We start from the raw sequence: 20,576 nt of genomic DNA, 5'->3' as shown, positions 1-20,576 counted from the left end.
CCAGTCATACAAATAAATTCATTTATTTGCTAATTATAGGCGAAGGCGAGCATAATAAATAAAAGCGAGCCAAAGCCAGCAAATAAATTCATTTATTTGCTAATTATAGGCGGAGGCGAGCATAATAAATAAAAGCGAGCCAAAGCCAGCAAATAAATTCATTTATTTGCTAATTATAGGTGGAGGCGAGCATAATAATAAGAAAATTTCTATTAAAGGTTTGTATGAATATATTAGTTATAAATGGTCCTAATACAAATATGTTCGGTGTAGCTCAAACTAAAATTTTTGGAAATATTACACTTGGAGATATTGAAAATAAAAGAAGCAGCAAGCGGAAATGCTAAAGTATCATTTTTTCAATCTAATCATGAAGGAGCAATAGTAGATAGAATACATAGGGCTTATGATGAAAACATAGATTACATAATAATAAATGCTGGAGCTTATGCACATACTTCTATAGCTATAAGAGATGCTTTTTTATCTACAAATATACCATTTATAGAAGTTCATATGAGTAATATTCATGCAATAGAAGATTTTAGAAATAAAAGCTATTTATCCGATATAGCATTGGGTGTAATTACAGGTTTTGGAGACAATAGTTATATATTAGCTTTGGCTCATTTACTATCTATACAAAAAAAGAAATAACGGAGTTTGAAAATGTGTAAATTAACTTTAACTGAAAGCGGTGAAAATAAAAAATTTGATTATGATGCCAGACTTGAAAGATTATTAAAATTAACAAATGAGAATCTGCTTATAACTAAAAATGAAAATATATTTTATCTAACAGGCTTTAAAGGCAGTGCCGGATGGCTTCTTATAAAAGACGGCAAAAAATATTTATTCGTTGATTCAAGATACTGTGAACATGCTACTAAAGTTACACATAAAACTACTGTTATACTTGTAGCTGCCACATATTCGGATGCTTTAGGAGAATTTTGTAAAGAAAATAATATAAATGATATATCTGTAGCTAAAAGCGGTCTTTATCTTTCTGATTATGAAAATATAGTTGCTTCAATGGTTAATAATTCTATAAAAATAGGTATAAGTAAAGCTGATATAAACAACATACGCAACATAAAAGAAAAAGAAGAAATAAAAATAATTAAAGATAATCTAAACAGAGCAGAAAAAGCAATGACAAAAATGCTTGCTTTCGTAAAAGAAGGAGTAACAGAACAAGAATTAGCTGCAGAATTAGAGTATCAAATGCGTAAAGAAGGAGGAGATAAAACAGCATTTGATACAATTTTGCTTTTTGGTGACAGAACCTCCTTACCTCATGGAGTGCCTTCTGATAGAAAATTAAAACTTGGTGATAATATTTTAATGGATTTCGGATTATCAAGAGATGGTTATAAAAGCGATATAACTAGAACATTCTTCTTTGGTAAAGGAGAACATTTTAATGAAATGAGCAAAATATATAACATAGTTAGAGAAGCTCATAAAAAAGGAATAGAAACTATACATTCAGGTATTTCCGGGAAAGAAGTTGATAATGCCGCCAGAGAAATCATAAAAAATAATGGCTACGGACAATATTTTGGACATGGTTTAGGACATAGTGTAGGACTTGAAATACATGAATCTCCTAGACTTTCTCCTTTAGTTGATCATAAACTTGACGGCGGATGCGTTGTTACAGTTGAACCTGGCATATATGTACCAAATTTAGGCGGTGTAAGAATAGAAAATATGGTAATAGTAACTAAAAACGGCGGAGTTTCTATAAATGATACTCCTACAGATCTAATTGTATTATAATTATTGACATATTATAATTTATATAGTATCATAATCTATATAATAAATTTTAATTAAATTTGAATAAAAATAATTATAAAAAACATTATGGCTAGAAGAAGAAAGAAAAAATCATCACCTTTATTATTAATAATAATCATACTTGTAATTGCAGCAGGATACTATTATTATAATAATATACATACTAAAAAAGAAATATCAAAAGTAGATAGAACTGAAAAAAGAGAAAATGTTACAAGATATAATAGAGATGACTGGGGAAATTGGGAAGATGAAGATAATGATGGACTTAATACAAGACATGAAGTTTTAGCTAGAGAATCTTTAATTAAGCCTGTAATTTCAAATAATAGAGTTGTATCTGGAAAATGGTACGATAAATTTACAGGTAAGTATTTCACCGATCCAAAAGATTTGGATATAGATCATTTAGTACCATTAAAAAATGCCCATGCAAGCGGTGCTAGTAATTGGAGTAAAGAAAAGAAAAACAAATACTATAACTATTTAAAAAATGAACATCATTTAGTAGCTGTGTCAAGAGGAGCAAACCGTTCTAAAGGCGATAAATCTCCTGTTGAATGGCTGCCTCCAAATGAGGAATATCAATGCGAATATGTACGCGAATGGTTTAAAATTAAAACAGACTGGGGACTTACCATAGAAGAAGGGTTTGATGAGGTTTCAAACAGAGTATGCAAAGGCAAATGAACTTTATATACTAAAATTAATTAACTATTTCTTCAAAATGTACCTATTAATATTTTCTACATGCTCTTTATAAGTAACAGAAAATGCATGCTTTCCTGTACCATCAGCAACAAAGAAAATATAATCTGTGTTAGCCGGATTTAATGCTGCCTCTATTGCTCTGCCGCCTGCAGAACATATAGGTCCTGGAGGAAGTCCTGTATTCTTATATGTATTATAAGGATGAACCATACGTAAATCATCATATTTTAAATTAGGTTTTTCTATATAATCACCTTTAACTAAAGTCATAGCATATATTGTTGTAGGATCTGCCTCAAGTCTTTTATCAATATTCAATCTATTATAATAAACAGAAGATATAAGTTTCGGATCATCTGAAGGTCCCATTTCTTTTTCTACTATAGAAGCCATAGTTAATACTTCATGTACAGTTCTTCCTATTTTTTTTGCTCTATCCTCTAAATCTGGAAACTGCTTGAATAATGAATCTATCATGTATGTAACCAATACTTTTGTAGGATTGCCTTTAACAATGTAGTATGTAGAAGGGAATATATAACCTTCAACACTATCTGAAGGTATATTATATTTTTTTAATATTTCTTTATCATGACAAACTTCTAAAAATTCTTTCTTGGTAGTAAATCCCTCAGATTCTAAATAATTAGCTATTTCATATATATTTTTACCTTCAGCAATGGTAAATTTAGCCATAGCCTGCTTACCGCTGTTAATATGCTTCATAATATCTATCATGCTCATATCTCTGCTGATTTCATAATATCCGCTTAAAAGTTTTCTGTCATATTTCAGATATTTTGCAACAGCAAGAAATATTTTAGAGTTTCTAATCAATCCTTGTAATTCTAATTTATTTGCTATAGCGGAAGCACCTTCTCCCTGCTTTATTTCAAAATAAACTTTCTCTTTATCTCCGCCTATAGGACTAATCATATATTGAATGAATGCCACAGAGGAAGCTGACACTACAGCTGCAAGTATAATTAATATAATAAATATTTTTTTCATAAAATTCTCTTATACAAATATTTTATTAGATAAAACAATTAATTAATCTATATGTAATATGTTAGAATGTATATTATTTATGGATACTTCTTTCTCTTCTCCGCTATCCATATTTTTTAATTTACACATTCCTCTTTTTAATTCATCTTCGCCAAGCACAACAGCATATTTGGCATTTCTTTTATTAGCTGATTTAAATTGATTTTTTACAGATTTTCCGGTAAAGTCATAATCACAGCTTATATTGTTAGCTCTTAATGTTTGCATTATTTTTAATACTTCATTTTCCGTTTCTTTGAATGCTACAACAAATGCATCAAGTCTATCTGTTATAATGCTATTTTGACCTTCCAATACAAGTAAAAGTCTTTCAATTCCCATAGCACTTCCTACAGCTGGAACATCTTTTCCATTATTAAAAAGACCGATTAAATTATCATATCTTCCGCCTCCAAGTATAGCACTTTGAGAACCTAAAGCATCTGTTTGAACCTCAAAAGCAGTTTTTGTATAATAATCCAAACCTCTAACCAACATAGGCTCTACAATAAAATTCTGTCCTATTCTTGTAAGCTCTTCACATAATTTATTAAAATGCTCTTTACACTCATCACATACATAATCATAAAATTTAGGTATATCTTTAATGGTTTCTTTGCATTTTTCATTTTTACAGTCTAATATTCTTAATATATTACCTTCATATCTTTTCTGACAAGTTTCACAAAGCTCTTCTTTTTTACTGCCTATAGCTTCTTTTAAGGCATTATTATAAGAAGGTTTACATTTAGAACAGCCTACAGTATTTATTAAAAGATTAACATTATTAATACCAAACTCTTTTAAAACATTAATATTAAGAAGTATAATTTCAGCATCTATTAAAGGAGAAGAACCTCCGATGCATTCTATTCCGAATTGATTGAACTCTCTGTATCTTCCTTTCTGCGGACGCTCTGCTCTATACATAGTACCTAAATAAAATAATTTATTTATAGCAAACTCATTTTGCATAGAATTTTCAACATAAGCACGAGCCACAGAAGCAGTACCTTCAGGTCTTAAAGTAAGAGAACGTCCTCCTCTATCTTCAAAAGTGAACATTTCTTTACCTACAATATCCGTTCCCTCTCCTATTCCTCTAGTAAAAAGATCAGTATATTCAAATAAAGGAGTTCTTATTCTCCCATAGCCATAAAGCTTAACTATATTTTTTATTTTATTTTCTATAAACTCTAATTTCTTAGATGAATCGTAGAAAAAATCATTTGTGCCTCTAGGTTTTTTTATTTCCAACATATAATTTAATCCTATTATTATTTTAATACTTCTTCAGTTTTTGTACTTCCGCTTTTTGCAGTATTTTTTGGAGGGGCATACAAAGGTTTAACATTATTAACTGCATTAATATCTGTTATATTTCCTCTATAAGAAGGCATAGATGATAAATCCTTAAATCTAGTAGAAGAATAATCCAATATTTGAGTATTTGCTGGTTTTGAAGATAGTGTATTGATAAAATTATTTCTATCAGTTTCGCTTGCAACACCTATTCTGCTTCTCCAATAAATAACAGTTGGATAATATCTATCATCATCTGTAAGAGATGAACTAACTTCAGCAAACATTTTATCAGCTTCATACAAATTATTATAAGCAAATAAGTTAACAGCTCCTAAATAAAGTCTTGTTCTCATTAAAAGATTAGAATTATCTTTTTTATTATAAGCAAAAGTCAAATCTGATTTAGCCTGAGCAGCAAATTCAGCAGATTTTCTTCCTTCATTCAAAAATCTTGAATAATAAGAAACACCTCTATAATAGGCATATTCCTCAACAGAAATACCCATATATTCATTATAAGGATTTGTATTAAACCACTCTGTAGCAACTTTGGAAGGTCTTGATAAAACTTCTCTTATTATATTTCTAGTATTTTCAGCATTTCCATCATATTTATTAGCAGGTACATTTTCTTTTCCAACTGTTAAAGAAACATCTTCTTGTTTTGGTTCCTCCAATAAACTTTCATTAATATCCTCTTTAGCAGTATTTTCTATATTTTCAGTAACTTCCTCTTTTTTAGGTTCATCTTTTATTATTATAGAAAATAAATTATATTTGTCTTTCTCTACTTTTACATTATTAGTATATAATTTGTCAGCAAAAGATATATAAGCCTCATATTTTCCTTCAGCAACTTCGATAATAAAATTAGTAGAAATATCTGTTTTAAATGAATAATCTTCTATATCTATACCTATAGTTCCATTATTAGGATTCTTATCTATTAAGATAGTTAATGGATAAAGAAACATTTTTTCATTTAGATTTTCTTCACTATTATTTAAATTATTAGCATTAGTAGCAACACTGCTATTATTTGTTTCTTTTAATATATTAGTTTCATATTCTACAGTTTCAGGATCCTCTATAAGTATTTCATCAACTGTTTCTTCATCTATTATTGATGGGATTTTTCTATTTGATGCTCTTTCTGGCGTTTTTTCTTTTTTGGCTATATCTTGAAGTTCTCCTAATTTTTCCTCATTTTCTTTTTCTAAAAGAATTTCTTTTTCCTCATTATTTTCATTTTCTAAAGGAATTTCATTTACTTTATTTTCTTTTTCTATATCTTTTTCTATATCATCTATTTCTTTTGATGAAGAATATCTTTCAAAAACTGCAAATTTCTGACCAGTATAAACAGGAAGCCCCTCTTCTTCAGGAAGTACAGGAATAGAATTTTTTATAAGTGTATATACATCCATATCTGATGTAGTCCATTCATAAATTTTCTGCTCCATATTCTCAGGAGTTTTTAAATTTCTTATCATTTCATTAATAGTTTTATTTTCCCCAGAAAAATAATCATGTATAAAATTATCTGCATTTCTTGAAAGTATCATTAATGTTTGATAATATGTCTCATAAACTTTTGGAGTAATATAACTCAAATACATACTCCAATATATAGAAGTAGCATAATTAGGATTGGATGTCTGACAATTATCAGCATAATATTTAAATATTCTAGCAGGAAGTTCTTTATCTCCAGGCAAAACAGTAAGTATACCTCCTATATAAAGGAATGCCCTGTCTTTATATGAATAAATAGGATCATTAGGCAATTCCAATGCTTGTCTAAAATCACTAGCTGCTCTATTAACCTCTGTTCTTGCACCTTTAAATTTAATAAATGATGAATATCTGCTTACACCTCTATAAAAATCAAATACATATTCATTAACTCCATATTCAGAACTATATGTATTTTCTCTAAACCATTCTATTGCTTTTTTAGGAGATTTTTCCTGCAAATCTTCTATATATTCAGGGAATGTTAATCTATTTTGTGAAAATAAATTATAATACAATATCATCATAAATAGAATAGAAAAAAGTTTTTTCATTTTTTTACCCTTTGTTTTATACGATTTATATCATATAAAATATCGAAATATATTAATATTTTACTATAAAAAAATATAATATCAAGTACAAAATGAATACCAAAAAATTAAATAACTATTCTATCATTGCCTTGACGTTTAAGAAGTTTTTCCCTTTCTAAAGCATTTAATAAAGGAATAACATATTTTCTTGAAAGTCCAGTTTTTTCTTTAACAAATGCTATTGTTATAATATCTTTTGGTTTAGAGTTTTTCATAATTAAATTTTTTACTCTATTATAAACTTCAATATGATAATATATTCCCTCTTCAAGATACATTGCCTGTTTTAGAGCTGATAAAACTTTTATATCTTTTATTCCATTTGTAAATGTTTTTATAACTTTTTCATCTAAGCCATTTAAATCTTCTTTTTTCAATCTTTCAAGAAGCTGCTTTTGTGAATTTGTTAATTCAACACTTTGAGTATATTTTTTATATATATTGTTAAAAGGCATTATAATCTTATTTTGAATAAGATGATCTATGAAAGGCTTAGTAAATGCATTATCTATATTAAGATGATTTCTTATATCTTCAAAAGAAAAACCATCCTTTTTATTTTCTATTAATTTTTTAGCCTCAGTTAAAAGATTATTTAAATAATCTTTTTTAACGAAGAAGTTAGACATTTTAATGGCATATTCAGGCAATTCTCCACTAGCAATAGAATATCCATTTACAGACATAACTAAATCTGTATATTTATCTCTTTTTATCTTGCCTAAAAAATCATGAGCATTATCCATTATACTTTTTCTAATCTGCGGTGTAGTTTTGCTCCCCCAAAATACGTCGCCAGTTCCTATTATGGCACTTCCTCCATGACTTATTAATATTCCTCTTTCTTTCCAAAATACGGATATAGGCTCATCAAATTTAAGTCTTATAAATCTATCATCTATTTCTCTAATATCAACTTCAGTTTTTACTTTCTTTTCAGATTCATTATAAGACGCTCTTTTATACATAGGAATAATTTGGGCAACCAAACATTCAGTACCAATTGCAAACTCAGCATTTTTTATCTTTTTTAAATATTCTACATCACTATTATGAACCAACTCTAATATAATTTCATCTGTCAAAAATACTGTTTCATCTTTATCGCATAAAAGATGACCTCTTCTTATTTCTTCTTTTTTTATATTCTTTAAATTTATAGCGATACGTGAAGTAGCATATACAATTTCTCTATCCTCATGGTAAGATTGTATATTTCTTATAGAAACTTCTCTCTTAGTAGGATAATGTATTAATGTGTCATCTTTTTTTATACTGCCGCCTTTTATACTGCCTGTAATTGTAAGTCCTGCACCTTTTATAGAAAAAACCCTATCAACATAAATATGTGTCTTTATATCATCTGATGATTTATCATTAAGCAATATATCAGTTATTCTCTCTTTTAAAAAGTCTATATTAGTACCATTTATAGCAGAAACTTTTACTATTTCTATATCTTTATTAAATATTCTATATAAATTCTTTTTAATATTTTCTTCACTTTCTTTTAATCTATTTTCATCAACAAGGTCTATTTTATTCATTACACATATAATATTTCTTATGCCAAGAGATAAAGCAACTTTGGCATGCTCTTCGGTCATATTCATCCAACCTTCATTAGCACATACTACAAGCATAACTAAATCCAAACTCCACATGCCTGCTACCATATTTCTAATAAACCTTTCATGACCAGGAACGTCTATTACTCCAATAGTAATATCTTCATTAGGCTTGAAAAATCCAAAACCTAAATCTATAGTCATCTCCCTCTTTTTTTCTTCAGGGAGTCTCATCATAGCAATACCAGTTAAGGCTTTTATTAATTCTGATTTACCATGGTCAACATGACCAGCTGTTCCTATAATTCTATTCACTTATATTTCCTTTATTTTTAGCAATAAACTCTATGCAACTTATTCACATAATTTCTATGTAAAAATACTAAATTTTGTACGAATTTTTAATAGAAAATAATAATTTCCATTAAAAAATAAAACAATTTTTATAACAAATTACTATCTATAATTTTTTTCAATACCTCCCTAACATATTCTATATCATCATCATTTATGGTAATAACATAAATAAGAACAAAATCTTTTTTTACCTTTGGTATAATAGGTATATCTAAGTTATGCATAAATTTAATAGTTGCTTTTATATCTTTAGGTTTAAAACTAATAGCATAAGATGGATAGAAAGTATCCGCCATAGCTCCGCCGCCTGTTTCTATAGTTTCTTCTATAACATCGAAACCGCTGATATTTTCTATAATTTTTAATGCTTTTTGTTTTATAATTTCCGGCTTAATAGAAAGTAAAGTTTCGCAATAACCCTTAAATTGACCTGTGGAATTTAATCTTTTTATAACACTTTTTTCCAAAATAGATAAAACTGTTTTACCGCATCTAAAAGCTCTCATCAAAGGATGCTTATATATTCTGGATATATACTCTCTTTTTCCAACTATAATACCAGCCTGCACACTTGAAAACATTTTATCCCCGGAAAAACATACCAAATCTACACCGCTTTTTAAAGCAGATTTCACATGTTCTTCTTCAGACATATTCTCATCAAATATTCCTGCACCTTCATCATAAACTAATGGTATATTATTTGGTACAGCGTCTCTTATCTTTTTAAATGACGGATGCTTAACAAATCCTCTAATTTTAAAGTTAGAAGCATGCACTTTAAGTATCATAGCAGTATTTTCTGTTACAGCTTCCTCATAATCCTTTACAGTTACTATATTAGTTGTACCTATTTCTACAAATTTAGCTCCTGCCTCTCTAAGTATATCAGGTATTCTAAATCCTCCGCCTATTTGTACCTGCTCTCCTCTAGAAACTATAACCTCTTTGCCTTGTGCTAAAGTTTTCAATATTAAAAATACAGCAGCGGCATTATTATTAACGACCAATGCATCCTCAGCACCTGTTAATTTAGCCAAAAGAGAATACAAAAACTCTCCCCTTAAGCCTCTGCCCTCACTGTTAATATTATATTCAAGGTTATTACTTGCTGTATTTAATGCTTTTACCTCATCCCATACATCACTATCTATAGGAGAACGTCCTAAATTAGTATGCATAATGGTACCTGTAGCGTTTATAACTTTTTTTATTGGAAGATTGGATCTTTGTTTTACCTTTTTTTCACATAACTTAATAATATCTTCTTTTGAATAGCTAGCATTTTTATTTTTTATCTCTATTCTAAGTTTTTCTAAGGTATCGCGTATTATATCTGCTACTATAGGACGTGAAAGAATTTTAAAATATGGTTTTATGGAATCGTGTTCTAATACAGTATTGGTTTGTATTAAGTTAAATTTGTTGTTCACTGTTAGCCTCTCTCTAATTAAATTAAATATAAAATATACTTTAAGATAAGAGACTATTAATTATGAGTAATTTAATCATACTATAACTTTTATAATCGCTTATTTATCGGAAGAGGCAGGAGTTGAACCTGCCGATGTCGCTATGACATCCAACGCTTTTGAAGAGCGCGGAGCCCACCGGGACTCATCTACCTCCAAGCATTATCATATATAATATATTACTTTTAATTTTATGTCAATTTTTTTATTGTTTTATTTCTAAATAAAATTATGATATTGCAAATTATGATTAAAATATTAAAATATAATAAACTTCTTAAATTACGGATTTTATAAATGAAAATAGCTATGCTGGGCGGGACATTTGATCCTCCTCATCTTGGACATTTGATACTAGCTGATACAGTAATTACAAACTGCAATTATGATAAAGTGTTGTTTATACCAGCTAAAATACCGCCTCATAAAAATATAAGCGGAAAAGTTTCAGATACAGACAGATTAAATATGCTTAAGCTATCTGTTGAAGATGATGAAAGATTTATTGTAGATGAATATGAACTCAATAATGATGGAATTTCATACACTATAAAAACATTGAATTACATATACAAAAATTATGATGTTCAGGAAAAAATAGGACTTATAATAGGTGCCGATTTAATAAAAGATTTTCATAAATGGAAAGAACCTGAAAAAATTTCAGAAATAGCAAATATAGTTGTAGTAAACAGAGAAGATGATAACAATTTATACAAAGAAAATATAGAAAAATACAATATAAAAATTATAATGGCTCCAAGAATAGATATATCCTCAAGCCTAATAAGAAATAGAATAAAAGAAAAAAAAGGATTTAGATATTTTGTAAGCAAAAAAGTTTATGATTATATAATATCAAACAATTTATACTAAAAAATTAGGAAAATTAAATGAGAAATAAAATATTAATACTAATATTCATTTTAATAAATACACTTCATTCGTACCAAATGTATCTGCTAAACGGTCCTACTGGTATAGGCGGATTAAAAATGATGAAAGATTATAAAGCAATAGATATAAAAATGATTAATGCCCCTAATAATATGCTTTCAATGATTATAAAAGGAGAAGCTGATATTGCTGCTATTCCGGCTAATATGGCCGCTATAATATTTAATAGACAATTGCAATATAAAGCAGTTGCTGTAATATCAGAAACCAAATTTTTTATAGTGTCTGCAAATAAAAATATACAAACCATAAATGATTTAAGAAACAAAACAATTTACTGCGGTACCAAATTAGCTGCTCCGGATCTAATGCTTCAATATTTGATATCAAAAGAAAAAATAGAAAAAGCCAATATTAATTATTCTTTCAGCAATCCTGATTTAGCAAAAATGATAGCTTCAGAAAATGCAGATATAGCTATATTGCCTGAACCGTTTGTATCATCAGCAATGCTTGAAAATAAAAATGTACATATAGTAGTTGAAATATCAAAATATGTTGAAAATTATCCTGTAGCAATACTTATAGCAAAAGATACTTTTATAAATCATAATAAAGCATTATTAGATGAAGTATTAAATGAATATAAAAAATCCACAGAATATATTTTGAATAATAAAAATGAAATAGAAAATCTAATAAAAAATTCTCCAATGATAATTAATCCTAAAGCAGCAGTTTACGGATTAAACAGAATGGGATTAACTTTTTATGACGGAGCAAAAATGAAATTTGCTTTAAATAGCTATTACAATTTTTTATACAACTTTGACAAACAACTAATAGGAAATAAAATACCTTTAGATAACTTTTATTATATTGAAAAATAATAACTAATATATTAAAAAAAATTATTTCTTTTCCCTAAAAGCATACTTATGAAAATAAATGCATGTAGGAATCATTCCAATAATCCAAGCAATAGGATTTGTAGACCATATACCAATATAACCAAAATGTATAGATAAAAATATAGAACCAAATACTTTAATGAAAAGTTCAACAGCACCAGATATAAGAGGAATTAAAGCATTTCCTATAGCCCTAACAGAATTATTATACAAAAATATGGTTGCTAAAAATGGATAAAACAATGATGATATTCTTAAATAGCTCATACATATATCAGCTATAACATTTATATATTCATCATTATTCGATATGAAAAGTCTAACAATATTATCGCCAAATATAAATATAATAATACTAGATATTACGCTAAGAATCAAAGATAATAATATTATGCTTTTAAAACCTTCCTTAATCCTATCAAATTTACAAGCCCCATAATTCTGAGCAACATAAACTGCAAAAGCTTCTGATATAACAAAAAACGCCATAGAAGCAAATTGATTTATTCTATTTCCTGTTGTATATGATGCTACAACATTAGTTCCAAATGTATTAACTACACCGCTTATAATCATCTCTCCTATTGATAAGAATACGGATTGTATACTCATAGATGCACCAATTTTTACTATCATCAATAAATTTGAAGAATCAAATTCCATATCTTCTTTATTTAGATTTAATATTGGAAACTTTTTTATAATATATAAAACACTTAAAAAAGCAGAAATCATTTGAGATATTACTGTAGCTATAGCAACACCTGCAACATTCATTTTTAATAAAGCAACAAATACTAAATCTAGTATAATATTTAAAATTGTAGTAAGTATCAAAAAATATAATGGAGTTTTACTATCTCCTAAAGCCCTTAATATACTAGCTGCCCCATTATAAATAAGCTGACCGGCAGATAAACCAACACATATTTTTAAATACAATACAGAATTATCTATAATATCAGAAGGAGTTTTTAATAATAGCATTAAAGGTCTTGAAAAAAATAAACCAAATATTAAAAGTATTACCGAACTAAACAATGTCACATATATGGAGTTTAAAAAAGTTCTTTTAAGCATAGTTTCATTTTTAGCTCCAAAGAACTGCCCCATTACTATAGAAAAAGCATTGGTAAATCCTATAGCAAATGATAAAAAGAAAAACATTGTAGAAGTTGTAGCTCCTATAGATGCCAAAGCTCTAGAACCCACAAATTTGCCAATTATAATAGTATCGGCTACACCATAAAACTGTTGGAATATTCCGCCTATAAGCATAGGTATAGAAAAATAAATTATTGTTTTAAATGGACTTCCAACAGTCATATCTTTTGTCATACTGCAACTCTAAAACTATATAATAATAAAAAATAAATAAAATAATGCAGCAAAATATAATTAATACTTTATCTTCTTCTCTTAACAAAAAACTTCATAACATCAGTAACATAATCACTTGAGGTATCTAATATTATTTTATCTATAGAATTTCTCTTTAGAAAATCTAATTTATCTTCCATTAGTTTATTTTGCTCATTAAAATATTGCTCTCTTACAGATTTATTAGACATATCAAAGTAAACATAATCTTCTTTTTCTAAATCGGACAATACTAAAGTACCGCCTAAACTAGGAAGATTATATTCCAAATTATCATTAACCAAACATACTATCAAATCATGACGTTTTCTAGTTATATCTATTTCTTTTTTAGGAAGTTCGCTGCATGAATCAGTGATGAGAAATGTTATACTATCTCTTTTTTGTATTCTGTTAAAATATTCTAATGCATTTGCCACATTTGTTTCTATACTTTTAGGTTCAAATTCTATTAATTCTCTTATTATCCTAAGTACATGGTTTCTTCCCTTTTTCAAAGGTATAAACTTTTCAACTGTATCTGTAAATATTAAAAGTCCAACTTTATCATTATTTTTTAAAGCAGAAAAACTAAGCAAAGCACTAAGTTCAACAATTAAATTATGCTTCGTTTTTGTAAATCCAAAATCAGTAGAAGCTGAAAAATCGGCTAATATTATTACGCTGAGTTCTCTTTCTTCTCTGAATCTTTTTATAAAAGGCTCATTATATCTAGCACTAACTTTCCAATCCATAGCCCTAACATCATCGCCTACTATATACTTTCTAACCTCATCAAATTCTATACCATGTCCTCTGAAAGCAGAATGATACTGACCGGCAAAATATGAATTAACTATTTTAGAAGTTTTTATCTCTATTTGTCTAACCGACTTTAATAACTCTTGTGAACTTATACTATTATCTTTAAACATCATCAACCTATACTTTTATTATGATAAATATTATATACTAATAAAAAAAAATCGCCAGCCTTATAAAAGACTAGCGAGTGAAATATAAATATCTTAACTGATTCTTAAAATTAACTGTTGTCTTTTTTTAATCTCTTAACCAAATTTATACACATGAAAATCATAAGGAAAGAGAAAGGAACACCTGCTATAATAGCGGCAATCTGAACAGTAGTCAAAGCATACGCTCCTCCTACTGTAAATAAAACCAATGCTATTGATGTAACTAATACAAGCAATACTATCTTAAATTTATTTGAAGGATGTTTTTTTGAAGAAACATAGTCTGATAATACTATTATACCAGAGTCCAATGATGATATATAGTATGTAGCAACTAATACAGTAGCCATTATAGTAGCAAAGTTAGCTAATATACCTATATTCATATTTTTGAACATAGCAAAAATTCCGCTTGAATTGTCTACAGCAACAGCGGCTGCTATAGCTCCAGAACTTTTTATATCATAATAAATTGCACTTCCTCCCATTATACAAGACCATATTATAACGAACAAAGAAGGAACTAAAATAACACCTATCATAAAATCTCTTATAGTTCTTCCTTTTGATATTCTTGCTACAAATCCTCCTGTAAATGAAGCAAATGCAAATGTCCAACACCAAATGAATACAGTCCACCAACCGCTCCAACTATCCTGCCATTTTGTAAAACCTTCAATCATAGAAGTTGAATCTGTATAAAATCCCATAGGGAATAAATTAAATAAATAACTTCCTAATGACTCTACAAATAGAGAAAGTATAAATATTGTAGGTCCAAGTAAAAATACAAAGGCTAATAATACTAAACTAAGTATTGTATTGGTTTCACTAACTATTTTTATTCCTCTATGTATACCAGTTGACATTTCTAAACCAACTATAACAGCTAATGATACTATAATTATTATATGATGCAATAGTGTTATTTTTATATTAAATAAATTTTCCAAACCAGATGCAAATTGTACTATAGCAAAACCAAAAGATGTAGACAAACCAAGAACTGTAGTCAAAATAGCAACTGTTTCTACAACTATAGCCAAAACATTTCTAGTTTTTTCTGGGAATAATTCCAAAACAGTATCTCTGTATGTTAAAGGTTTTTTTGAGTTATGGAATGAGTATGCCATACAAATAGAAGCTATACAATATATAACCCAAGCATGTATTCCCCAGTGGAAATATGTCCAATTCATGGCATGTCCTATATTCTCAAGAGATCTTGCGGTAGCAAATTTACCAGAATCAAAAAACATTATTGGTTCTGCAACGCCCCAGAATATCATACCAACACCCTGTCCGCAAGCATAAAGCATAGAATACCAAGCAAATCTGTTAAACTCCGGCTTGGCATCTTTACCACCTAACACTACCTTACTATAACGACCTAAAGTAAGCCATATTGAAAATATCAATAAAACAGAAGCTAATAATACAAAATACCAATTCAAATATTTTGTAACTAATGTTCTTATGTAATTGATTACATCTGAAGTTGCTTCTTTAAAAAACAAAGCTAGCAAAACTATTAATACAACTATAATGCTACTTGCCAATTTAATAATAAAATCTATTTTATACCTATTATCTTCAAAATTATTATTTTCCATAATTTCACCCCTTACTAATCATATAGAATATTCTTTTTTTAATGCCTCTGAAATTTTTTCAATGCAAACATTGTATAATATTTCACCTTTCTCTTTGCTGGCATTTTTAGGAGATGACAAACATCCTGATTTAGGAGTTCTTTCTGGAATTATTGGATATATATCATACAAAGGAAGGTCAGCTGGAGCTAAATCTTGTACTCTATTCATATCAACTAAATCTGGATATAAATAAAGCATTAATGAAGTTTCCATTACACCAGCATGCTCTAAAGCCCATCCTGTAAAACCATCCGGATATAATTTATCAATAGTTTCTTCAGGAACAAAATCCCAATATGATAATAAAGCTATTTTTACATCTTTATATTTTTCATCAAGAGCTAAATCTATAGCTTCCATTAAGAATGAATTATTTTCAAAATGTCCATTTATTAAAATTATGTTTCTAAACCCATGCCTGACATATTCTTTTATAATATCTTTCACATATGATATTAATGTATTTCCAGCTATACTAGTTGTTCCAACTAAATGGTATCCGCCTCCAGATCTTTGCTGAGATTTAGCCGCATAAGAAACAGGATAAGCCACAACAGCATTTATTTTTTCTGCAATTCCTTTAGACATTGAAACTGATAAATTAACATCAACATTCATTGCCATATGAGGTCCATGCTGCTCTATAGCTCCAACAGGAATTATTATTGTTTTATTTCCATTTTTTATTTTATCTATATATGTAAAAGCATCCATTTCATGCATTAATACTGTTTTTGTCATAATTATATTCTCCTTAAAATAATATATATTTCATGAATTCAAATATGACTAAATGGGGTATATATATATTCTGCATATAAAGTTATAATTAATATCATGAGATATAATTGAATATTTTATTTGTGAATTTATACTCATATAAACCCCCATTAGATAATTTCTACTAAAATAGGGAATAATATTCTTTAATGAAGTGAATAGAGTATTTAAATTTAAATAAATTATTGGAATATAATTGCAGACAAAAATATCTTGCAATAAAAAAAGCCTCTTATGCTTTTTTAAGGCATAAAAAAAATTTATTAAGAGTAAATTATTGGCGAGATTCGAGATTCGAGATTCGAGATTCGAGATTCGAGATTCGAGATTCGAGATTATATCATAAATATATAATGCTAACCTATCCATACTAATATTATAGTACGTTTATAGCAAATTGTCAATTAAAAATAAATATTTTATCACAAATTAAACATATATAAAATAAAATTCTACATATATATGATTAATTATATAGCTCCATTAGTCTTTAATAAATCAACCATTTCTTGATTTTCCTTTTCTTTAGCAAGAGTTAAGGCTGTCTTTCCATTATGCGCCTTAGTATTTACATTAGCCCCAGCATCAATTAAAACCTGTGCCATCTCAAGATTACCTCTTATAGCAGCTCCCATTAAAGCTGTATATCCTTCTTTAGTAGAAGCATTAATATCAGCATCAGAATTAAGCAAATTCTCAACTATAACAATATGATCTTCTATAGCAGCAACTATTAAAGGAGTATATCCTTTATTATCTGTTTTATTTATATCAGCCCCTGAATTTATTAAAATCCTTACTATATCAGAATAACCATCTATACAAGCAGCTAATATAGGACTAGTGCCATCATCAGCCGCAGCATTTACATCAGCTTTATTTTTTATAAGCTCTTCAACTATATCCGTTCTTCCAAACCTACATGCAAAAATAATAGCACAAACTCCATTTTCATCTTTATCATTTATATTTGCTCCAGCCTTAATTAATTCCTGAACACTTTCTAAATCACCATTTACAGAAGCTACCATTAATGCAGTAGAGCCTAAATTATTTTTTTTGTTTACATCCGCACCAAGCTTAATAAGCTCTTTTATTATATCTATATAACCGCTGTCTGTTGCTATCATAAGAGGAGTATTTCCACTTTCATCCTCTACATCAATTTTAACTCTAGCATTGATAAGCATATTAAAAATTCCAAAATCACCATTAACTACAGCCCACATTATTACAGTCCATCCATCCTTATTTTTAGCATTTAAATCCGCACCATTAGATATAAGCTCTCTTATTATAGAACTATGCCCTTCTAATATAGCCCCCATTATAGATGTATTTCCAAAATTATTACATGCATTTATATCAGCACCATTAGATATAAGTTCTTTTACTATATTTTGATACCCTAACAATGATGCCCATATTAAAGGAGTATTACCTTCATTGTCCTTTACATTTACATCGCTTCCATCTTTTATCAAACTTTTTAACTCATTAAGATCATTATCAGCAACAGCTTTTATTAAAGGTATATCTACTGGCAATTGCTGTTCTTCTTGTGAATATAAAAAACTTATTAATAATAATGATACAATAAATATTTTTCTTAACATAACAAATCCCAAATATATTATTGCTAATAAAAATTTTCTAAATATAAACTACTTATAATTTTATATTAAACATCTTAATATTTAAACATTATTATTAATTATAACATATTAATTAATCATTTGTATGTTATTTCATAATTTTTTTAAATTTTATATATTTACTATTGACAATAGTACGTATACGTATTAATATATACGTATACGTACTAATTAAGGAGGCTATAAATTGATTAAATTATTAAAAAATATATTTGTTATATGTTTAATATATGCATATACTTTATCTGCTGCCGAAAAAACACCTATGGATTATTTGAACGACAATACTCCATTAAAACCTACAAAAGTGTTTGACAATGTATACTGCATAGGAAGTGTAAGCGTTGTGGCTTGGGTTATCAATACTTCAGATGGTTTAATATTGATAGACTCTATGTGGGATGACAGAGATGCTAAATTAATAGAAGAAGGTATTAAAGGGTTTGGATTAGATCCAAAAAATTTAAAATATATCATATTGAGTCATGGACATGGAGATCATTATGGCGGAGCTAAATATTTAAGAGAAAAATATGGTGCTAAAGTAGTTCTTACAAAAACAGATACAGATTTAATGTACAATTTAAATACAGGAGCCAACTCTCCACGTTCCCCAAAAACTAAAGTTGATATTTATTCAAAAGATAAAGATATAGTAAAACTTGGAGATTTTAGTATTACAATATTAGAAACTCCTGGACATACAGCAGGATGCACATCTTTTATATTCCCTGTAAAATACAAAGGAAAAGAATATACTGCTGTACTTTGGGGAGGGACAGGACTTCCAAGAGATAAAGATTTAATACAAAAATATAAAGAATCAGCTGAATATTTTAAAAAAGAAGCTACAGCAAGAAATGCAGAAGTTTCATTAACAGCTCATCTATTTGCAGATAATGGATATGCAAATTTAGAAAAAGTAAGAAATCTAAAAGATGGAGAACAAAATCCATTCATTATGTCAAAAGAAAATATGGAAAAATATTTGAATGGATTAATCGAAAAAGCTAAAAGATAACATGGTTTAATAAAATATAAATATGTCTTAACAAAAAATGAAATATATGCTATCATAAATTATTATATCTATGATAGCATATATTTTTTATTTGGAGGTTTATTTATCAATAATATAGGATATGAAATTTGTTATACTGCTAGAAAAATATACCAGTATATAGGAAAGCAAATAAACGATTTCGATATTACTCCGGAACAATTTATAGTTCTTAAAGAGCTTCTAAAAGAAGAAGGTATATCCCAAAAAAAACTTTCATTGAAATTAGACAAAGATCAAAATACAGTTAAAGCTATCATAGATAAGCTAGAAAAAAAATCACTTGTTAAAAGAAAAGAAAATGAATATGACAAAAGAGCATTCTCTCTATTTTTAACAGATAAGGCTAAAAATGAATTGCCAAAGATGGAAGAACATGATGAAAAAGTTTCAGAAAAAATAATTAATGGTCTCGATATAGAAGACACAGATAATCTTATTAAAATATTAGAAAAAATAAGAAATAATATATCAAATTAAATTACTTAATTAGGAAATAAAACAGCCTTAAAATTTTTAGCTATATTTTCAGCAACTTCATAATATCTATTAACAGCCTTACTTTCAAAAACTTCATCTAAACTTTCTTTAAATAGATTAAGCCAAGAATCAAAAAGTTGAATATCAAAAGGCATCAAATTAATATGAGGCTGAACAGGATTACCCATATATAAATTTTTATTCAAAAGCATAGTTTTCCAAAATTTAGCTATTTTTTCTTTATGTCGCTCCCAAGAAGCATCGTCTGTACCAACTGTTCCATTAAATATAGGACCTAATTCTTTATGAACTCTTATTTTAGCATAAAAAATATCCATTAATTTTTCTATGCCTTCTTCATTGATTTCTGTATATTTCATAATTATTATCCTTAAACACTATTTTTAATATATTATAATAAT

At 27.8% G+C, this 20,576-nt stretch carries 17 protein-coding genes, 1 tRNA gene and 1 pseudogene; 7 read left to right on the top strand and 12 right to left on the bottom strand.

The window, feature by feature from the left end; all coding sequences use genetic code 11:
• The first annotated feature begins 224 nt into the window (after positions 1–224).
• The 3 genes and pseudogenes from T324_RS16875 (at position 225) to T324_RS0105930 (ending at position 2,496) form a co-directional block, all read left to right on the top strand.
• A pseudogene (locus T324_RS16875) lies at positions 225–657 on the top strand (type II 3-dehydroquinate dehydratase).
• Between the two features lie 12 nt (positions 658–669).
• Entirely contained in the window at positions 670–1,785 is a 1,116-nt protein-coding gene (locus tag T324_RS0105935) for a M24 family metallopeptidase (protein WP_028329397.1), read from the top strand.
• A gap of 87 nt (positions 1,786–1,872) precedes the next feature.
• Positions 1,873–2,496 carry an HNH endonuclease family protein gene (locus T324_RS0105930; RefSeq protein ID WP_028329396.1) on the top strand — a complete coding sequence of 208 codons (624 nt, stop codon included), beginning with the start codon at positions 1,873–1,875 and terminating at the stop codon, positions 2,494–2,496.
• 24 nt (positions 2,497–2,520) lie between these two features.
• On the opposite strand, the gene mltG is transcribed toward T324_RS0105930, so the two are convergent.
• The 6 genes from mltG to T324_RS18035 form a co-directional block, all read right to left on the bottom strand.
• On the bottom strand, positions 2,521–3,528 hold the full coding sequence (gene mltG / locus T324_RS0105925; protein ID WP_028329395.1) for an endolytic transglycosylase MltG: 1,008 nt from the start codon (positions 3,526–3,528) through the stop codon (positions 2,521–2,523).
• A gap of 42 nt (positions 3,529–3,570) precedes the next feature.
• Positions 3,571–4,827 (bottom strand): histidine--tRNA ligase, encoded by a 1,257-nt coding sequence (gene hisS / locus T324_RS0105920; protein ID WP_028329394.1) that lies wholly within the window; start codon positions 4,825–4,827, stop codon positions 3,571–3,573.
• A 17-nt stretch (positions 4,828–4,844) separates the two neighbouring features.
• Positions 4,845–6,941: a hypothetical protein gene (locus T324_RS0105915; protein ID WP_028329393.1), complete on the bottom strand. Its 2,097-nt coding sequence runs from the start codon at positions 6,939–6,941 to the stop codon at positions 4,845–4,847.
• A gap of 107 nt (positions 6,942–7,048) precedes the next feature.
• A complete protein-coding gene (gene selB / locus T324_RS0105910; RefSeq protein ID WP_028329392.1) occupies positions 7,049–8,866 on the bottom strand; it encodes a selenocysteine-specific translation elongation factor in 1,818 nt (605 codons plus the stop codon).
• A gap of 128 nt (positions 8,867–8,994) precedes the next feature.
• A complete protein-coding gene (gene selA / locus T324_RS0105905) occupies positions 8,995–10,341 on the bottom strand; it encodes an L-seryl-tRNA(Sec) selenium transferase (RefSeq protein WP_028329391.1) in 1,347 nt (448 codons plus the stop codon).
• Positions 10,342–10,447: 106 nt separating this feature from the next.
• Positions 10,448–10,537: transfer RNA gene (locus tag T324_RS18035), tRNA-Sec, on the bottom strand.
• A 140-nt stretch (positions 10,538–10,677) separates the two neighbouring features.
• Here T324_RS18035 and nadD point away from each other — a divergent pair.
• A complete protein-coding gene (gene nadD, locus T324_RS0105900; RefSeq protein ID WP_028329390.1) occupies positions 10,678–11,256 on the top strand; it encodes a nicotinate (nicotinamide) nucleotide adenylyltransferase in 579 nt (192 codons plus the stop codon).
• A 17-nt stretch (positions 11,257–11,273) separates the two neighbouring features.
• Entirely contained in the window at positions 11,274–12,167 is an 894-nt protein-coding gene (locus T324_RS0105895) for an ABC transporter substrate-binding protein (protein ID WP_028329389.1), read from the top strand.
• A gap of 21 nt (positions 12,168–12,188) precedes the next feature.
• On the opposite strand, the gene T324_RS0105890 is transcribed toward T324_RS0105895, so the two are convergent.
• The 5 genes from T324_RS0105890 to T324_RS0105870 form a co-directional block, all read right to left on the bottom strand.
• Positions 12,189–13,526, bottom strand: coding sequence for an MATE family efflux transporter (locus T324_RS0105890; protein WP_028329388.1), 1,338 nt, complete (start codon positions 13,524–13,526; stop codon positions 12,189–12,191).
• 68 nt (positions 13,527–13,594) lie between these two features.
• On the bottom strand, positions 13,595–14,482 hold the full coding sequence (locus tag T324_RS0105885) for a DUF58 domain-containing protein (RefSeq protein WP_028329387.1): 888 nt from the start codon (positions 14,480–14,482) through the stop codon (positions 13,595–13,597).
• A gap of 110 nt (positions 14,483–14,592) precedes the next feature.
• The gene (locus T324_RS16870) at positions 14,593–16,137 is read right to left on the bottom strand and encodes a BCCT family transporter (RefSeq protein ID WP_038375060.1); all 1,545 of its coding nucleotides are present in this window, start codon (positions 16,135–16,137) and stop codon (positions 14,593–14,595) included.
• Positions 16,138–16,155: 18 nt separating this feature from the next.
• Positions 16,156–16,920, bottom strand: coding sequence for a creatininase (locus tag T324_RS0105875; protein ID WP_028329386.1), 765 nt, complete (start codon positions 16,918–16,920; stop codon positions 16,156–16,158).
• Positions 16,921–17,429: 509 nt separating this feature from the next.
• Positions 17,430–18,575, bottom strand: coding sequence for an ankyrin repeat domain-containing protein (locus tag T324_RS0105870; RefSeq protein WP_028329385.1), 1,146 nt, complete (start codon positions 18,573–18,575; stop codon positions 17,430–17,432).
• Between the two features lie 226 nt (positions 18,576–18,801).
• Here T324_RS0105870 and T324_RS0105865 point away from each other — a divergent pair, with 226 nt between their 5' ends.
• Both T324_RS0105865 and T324_RS16865 read left to right on the top strand, forming a co-directional pair.
• The gene (locus T324_RS0105865; RefSeq protein ID WP_028329384.1) at positions 18,802–19,635 is read left to right on the top strand and encodes an MBL fold metallo-hydrolase; all 834 of its coding nucleotides are present in this window, start codon (positions 18,802–18,804) and stop codon (positions 19,633–19,635) included.
• 9 nt (positions 19,636–19,644) lie between these two features.
• Complete coding sequence (locus T324_RS16865) at positions 19,645–20,154, top strand: MarR family winged helix-turn-helix transcriptional regulator (protein WP_342664445.1); 510 nt, start codon at positions 19,645–19,647, stop codon at positions 20,152–20,154.
• Between the two features lie 5 nt (positions 20,155–20,159).
• Here the strand turns inward: T324_RS16865 and T324_RS0105855 are convergent, their stop codons facing one another.
• Entirely contained in the window at positions 20,160–20,534 is a 375-nt protein-coding gene (locus T324_RS0105855) for a group III truncated hemoglobin (RefSeq protein WP_028329382.1), read from the bottom strand.
• Positions 20,535–20,576: the final 42 nt, after the last annotated feature.

It is taken from the genome of Brachyspira alvinipulli ATCC 51933, assembly GCF_000518245.1.
Classification (GTDB): domain Bacteria; phylum Spirochaetota; class Brachyspiria; order Brachyspirales; family Brachyspiraceae; genus Brachyspira; species Brachyspira alvinipulli.
This window is presented reverse-complemented; position numbering and strand designations above follow the sequence as displayed.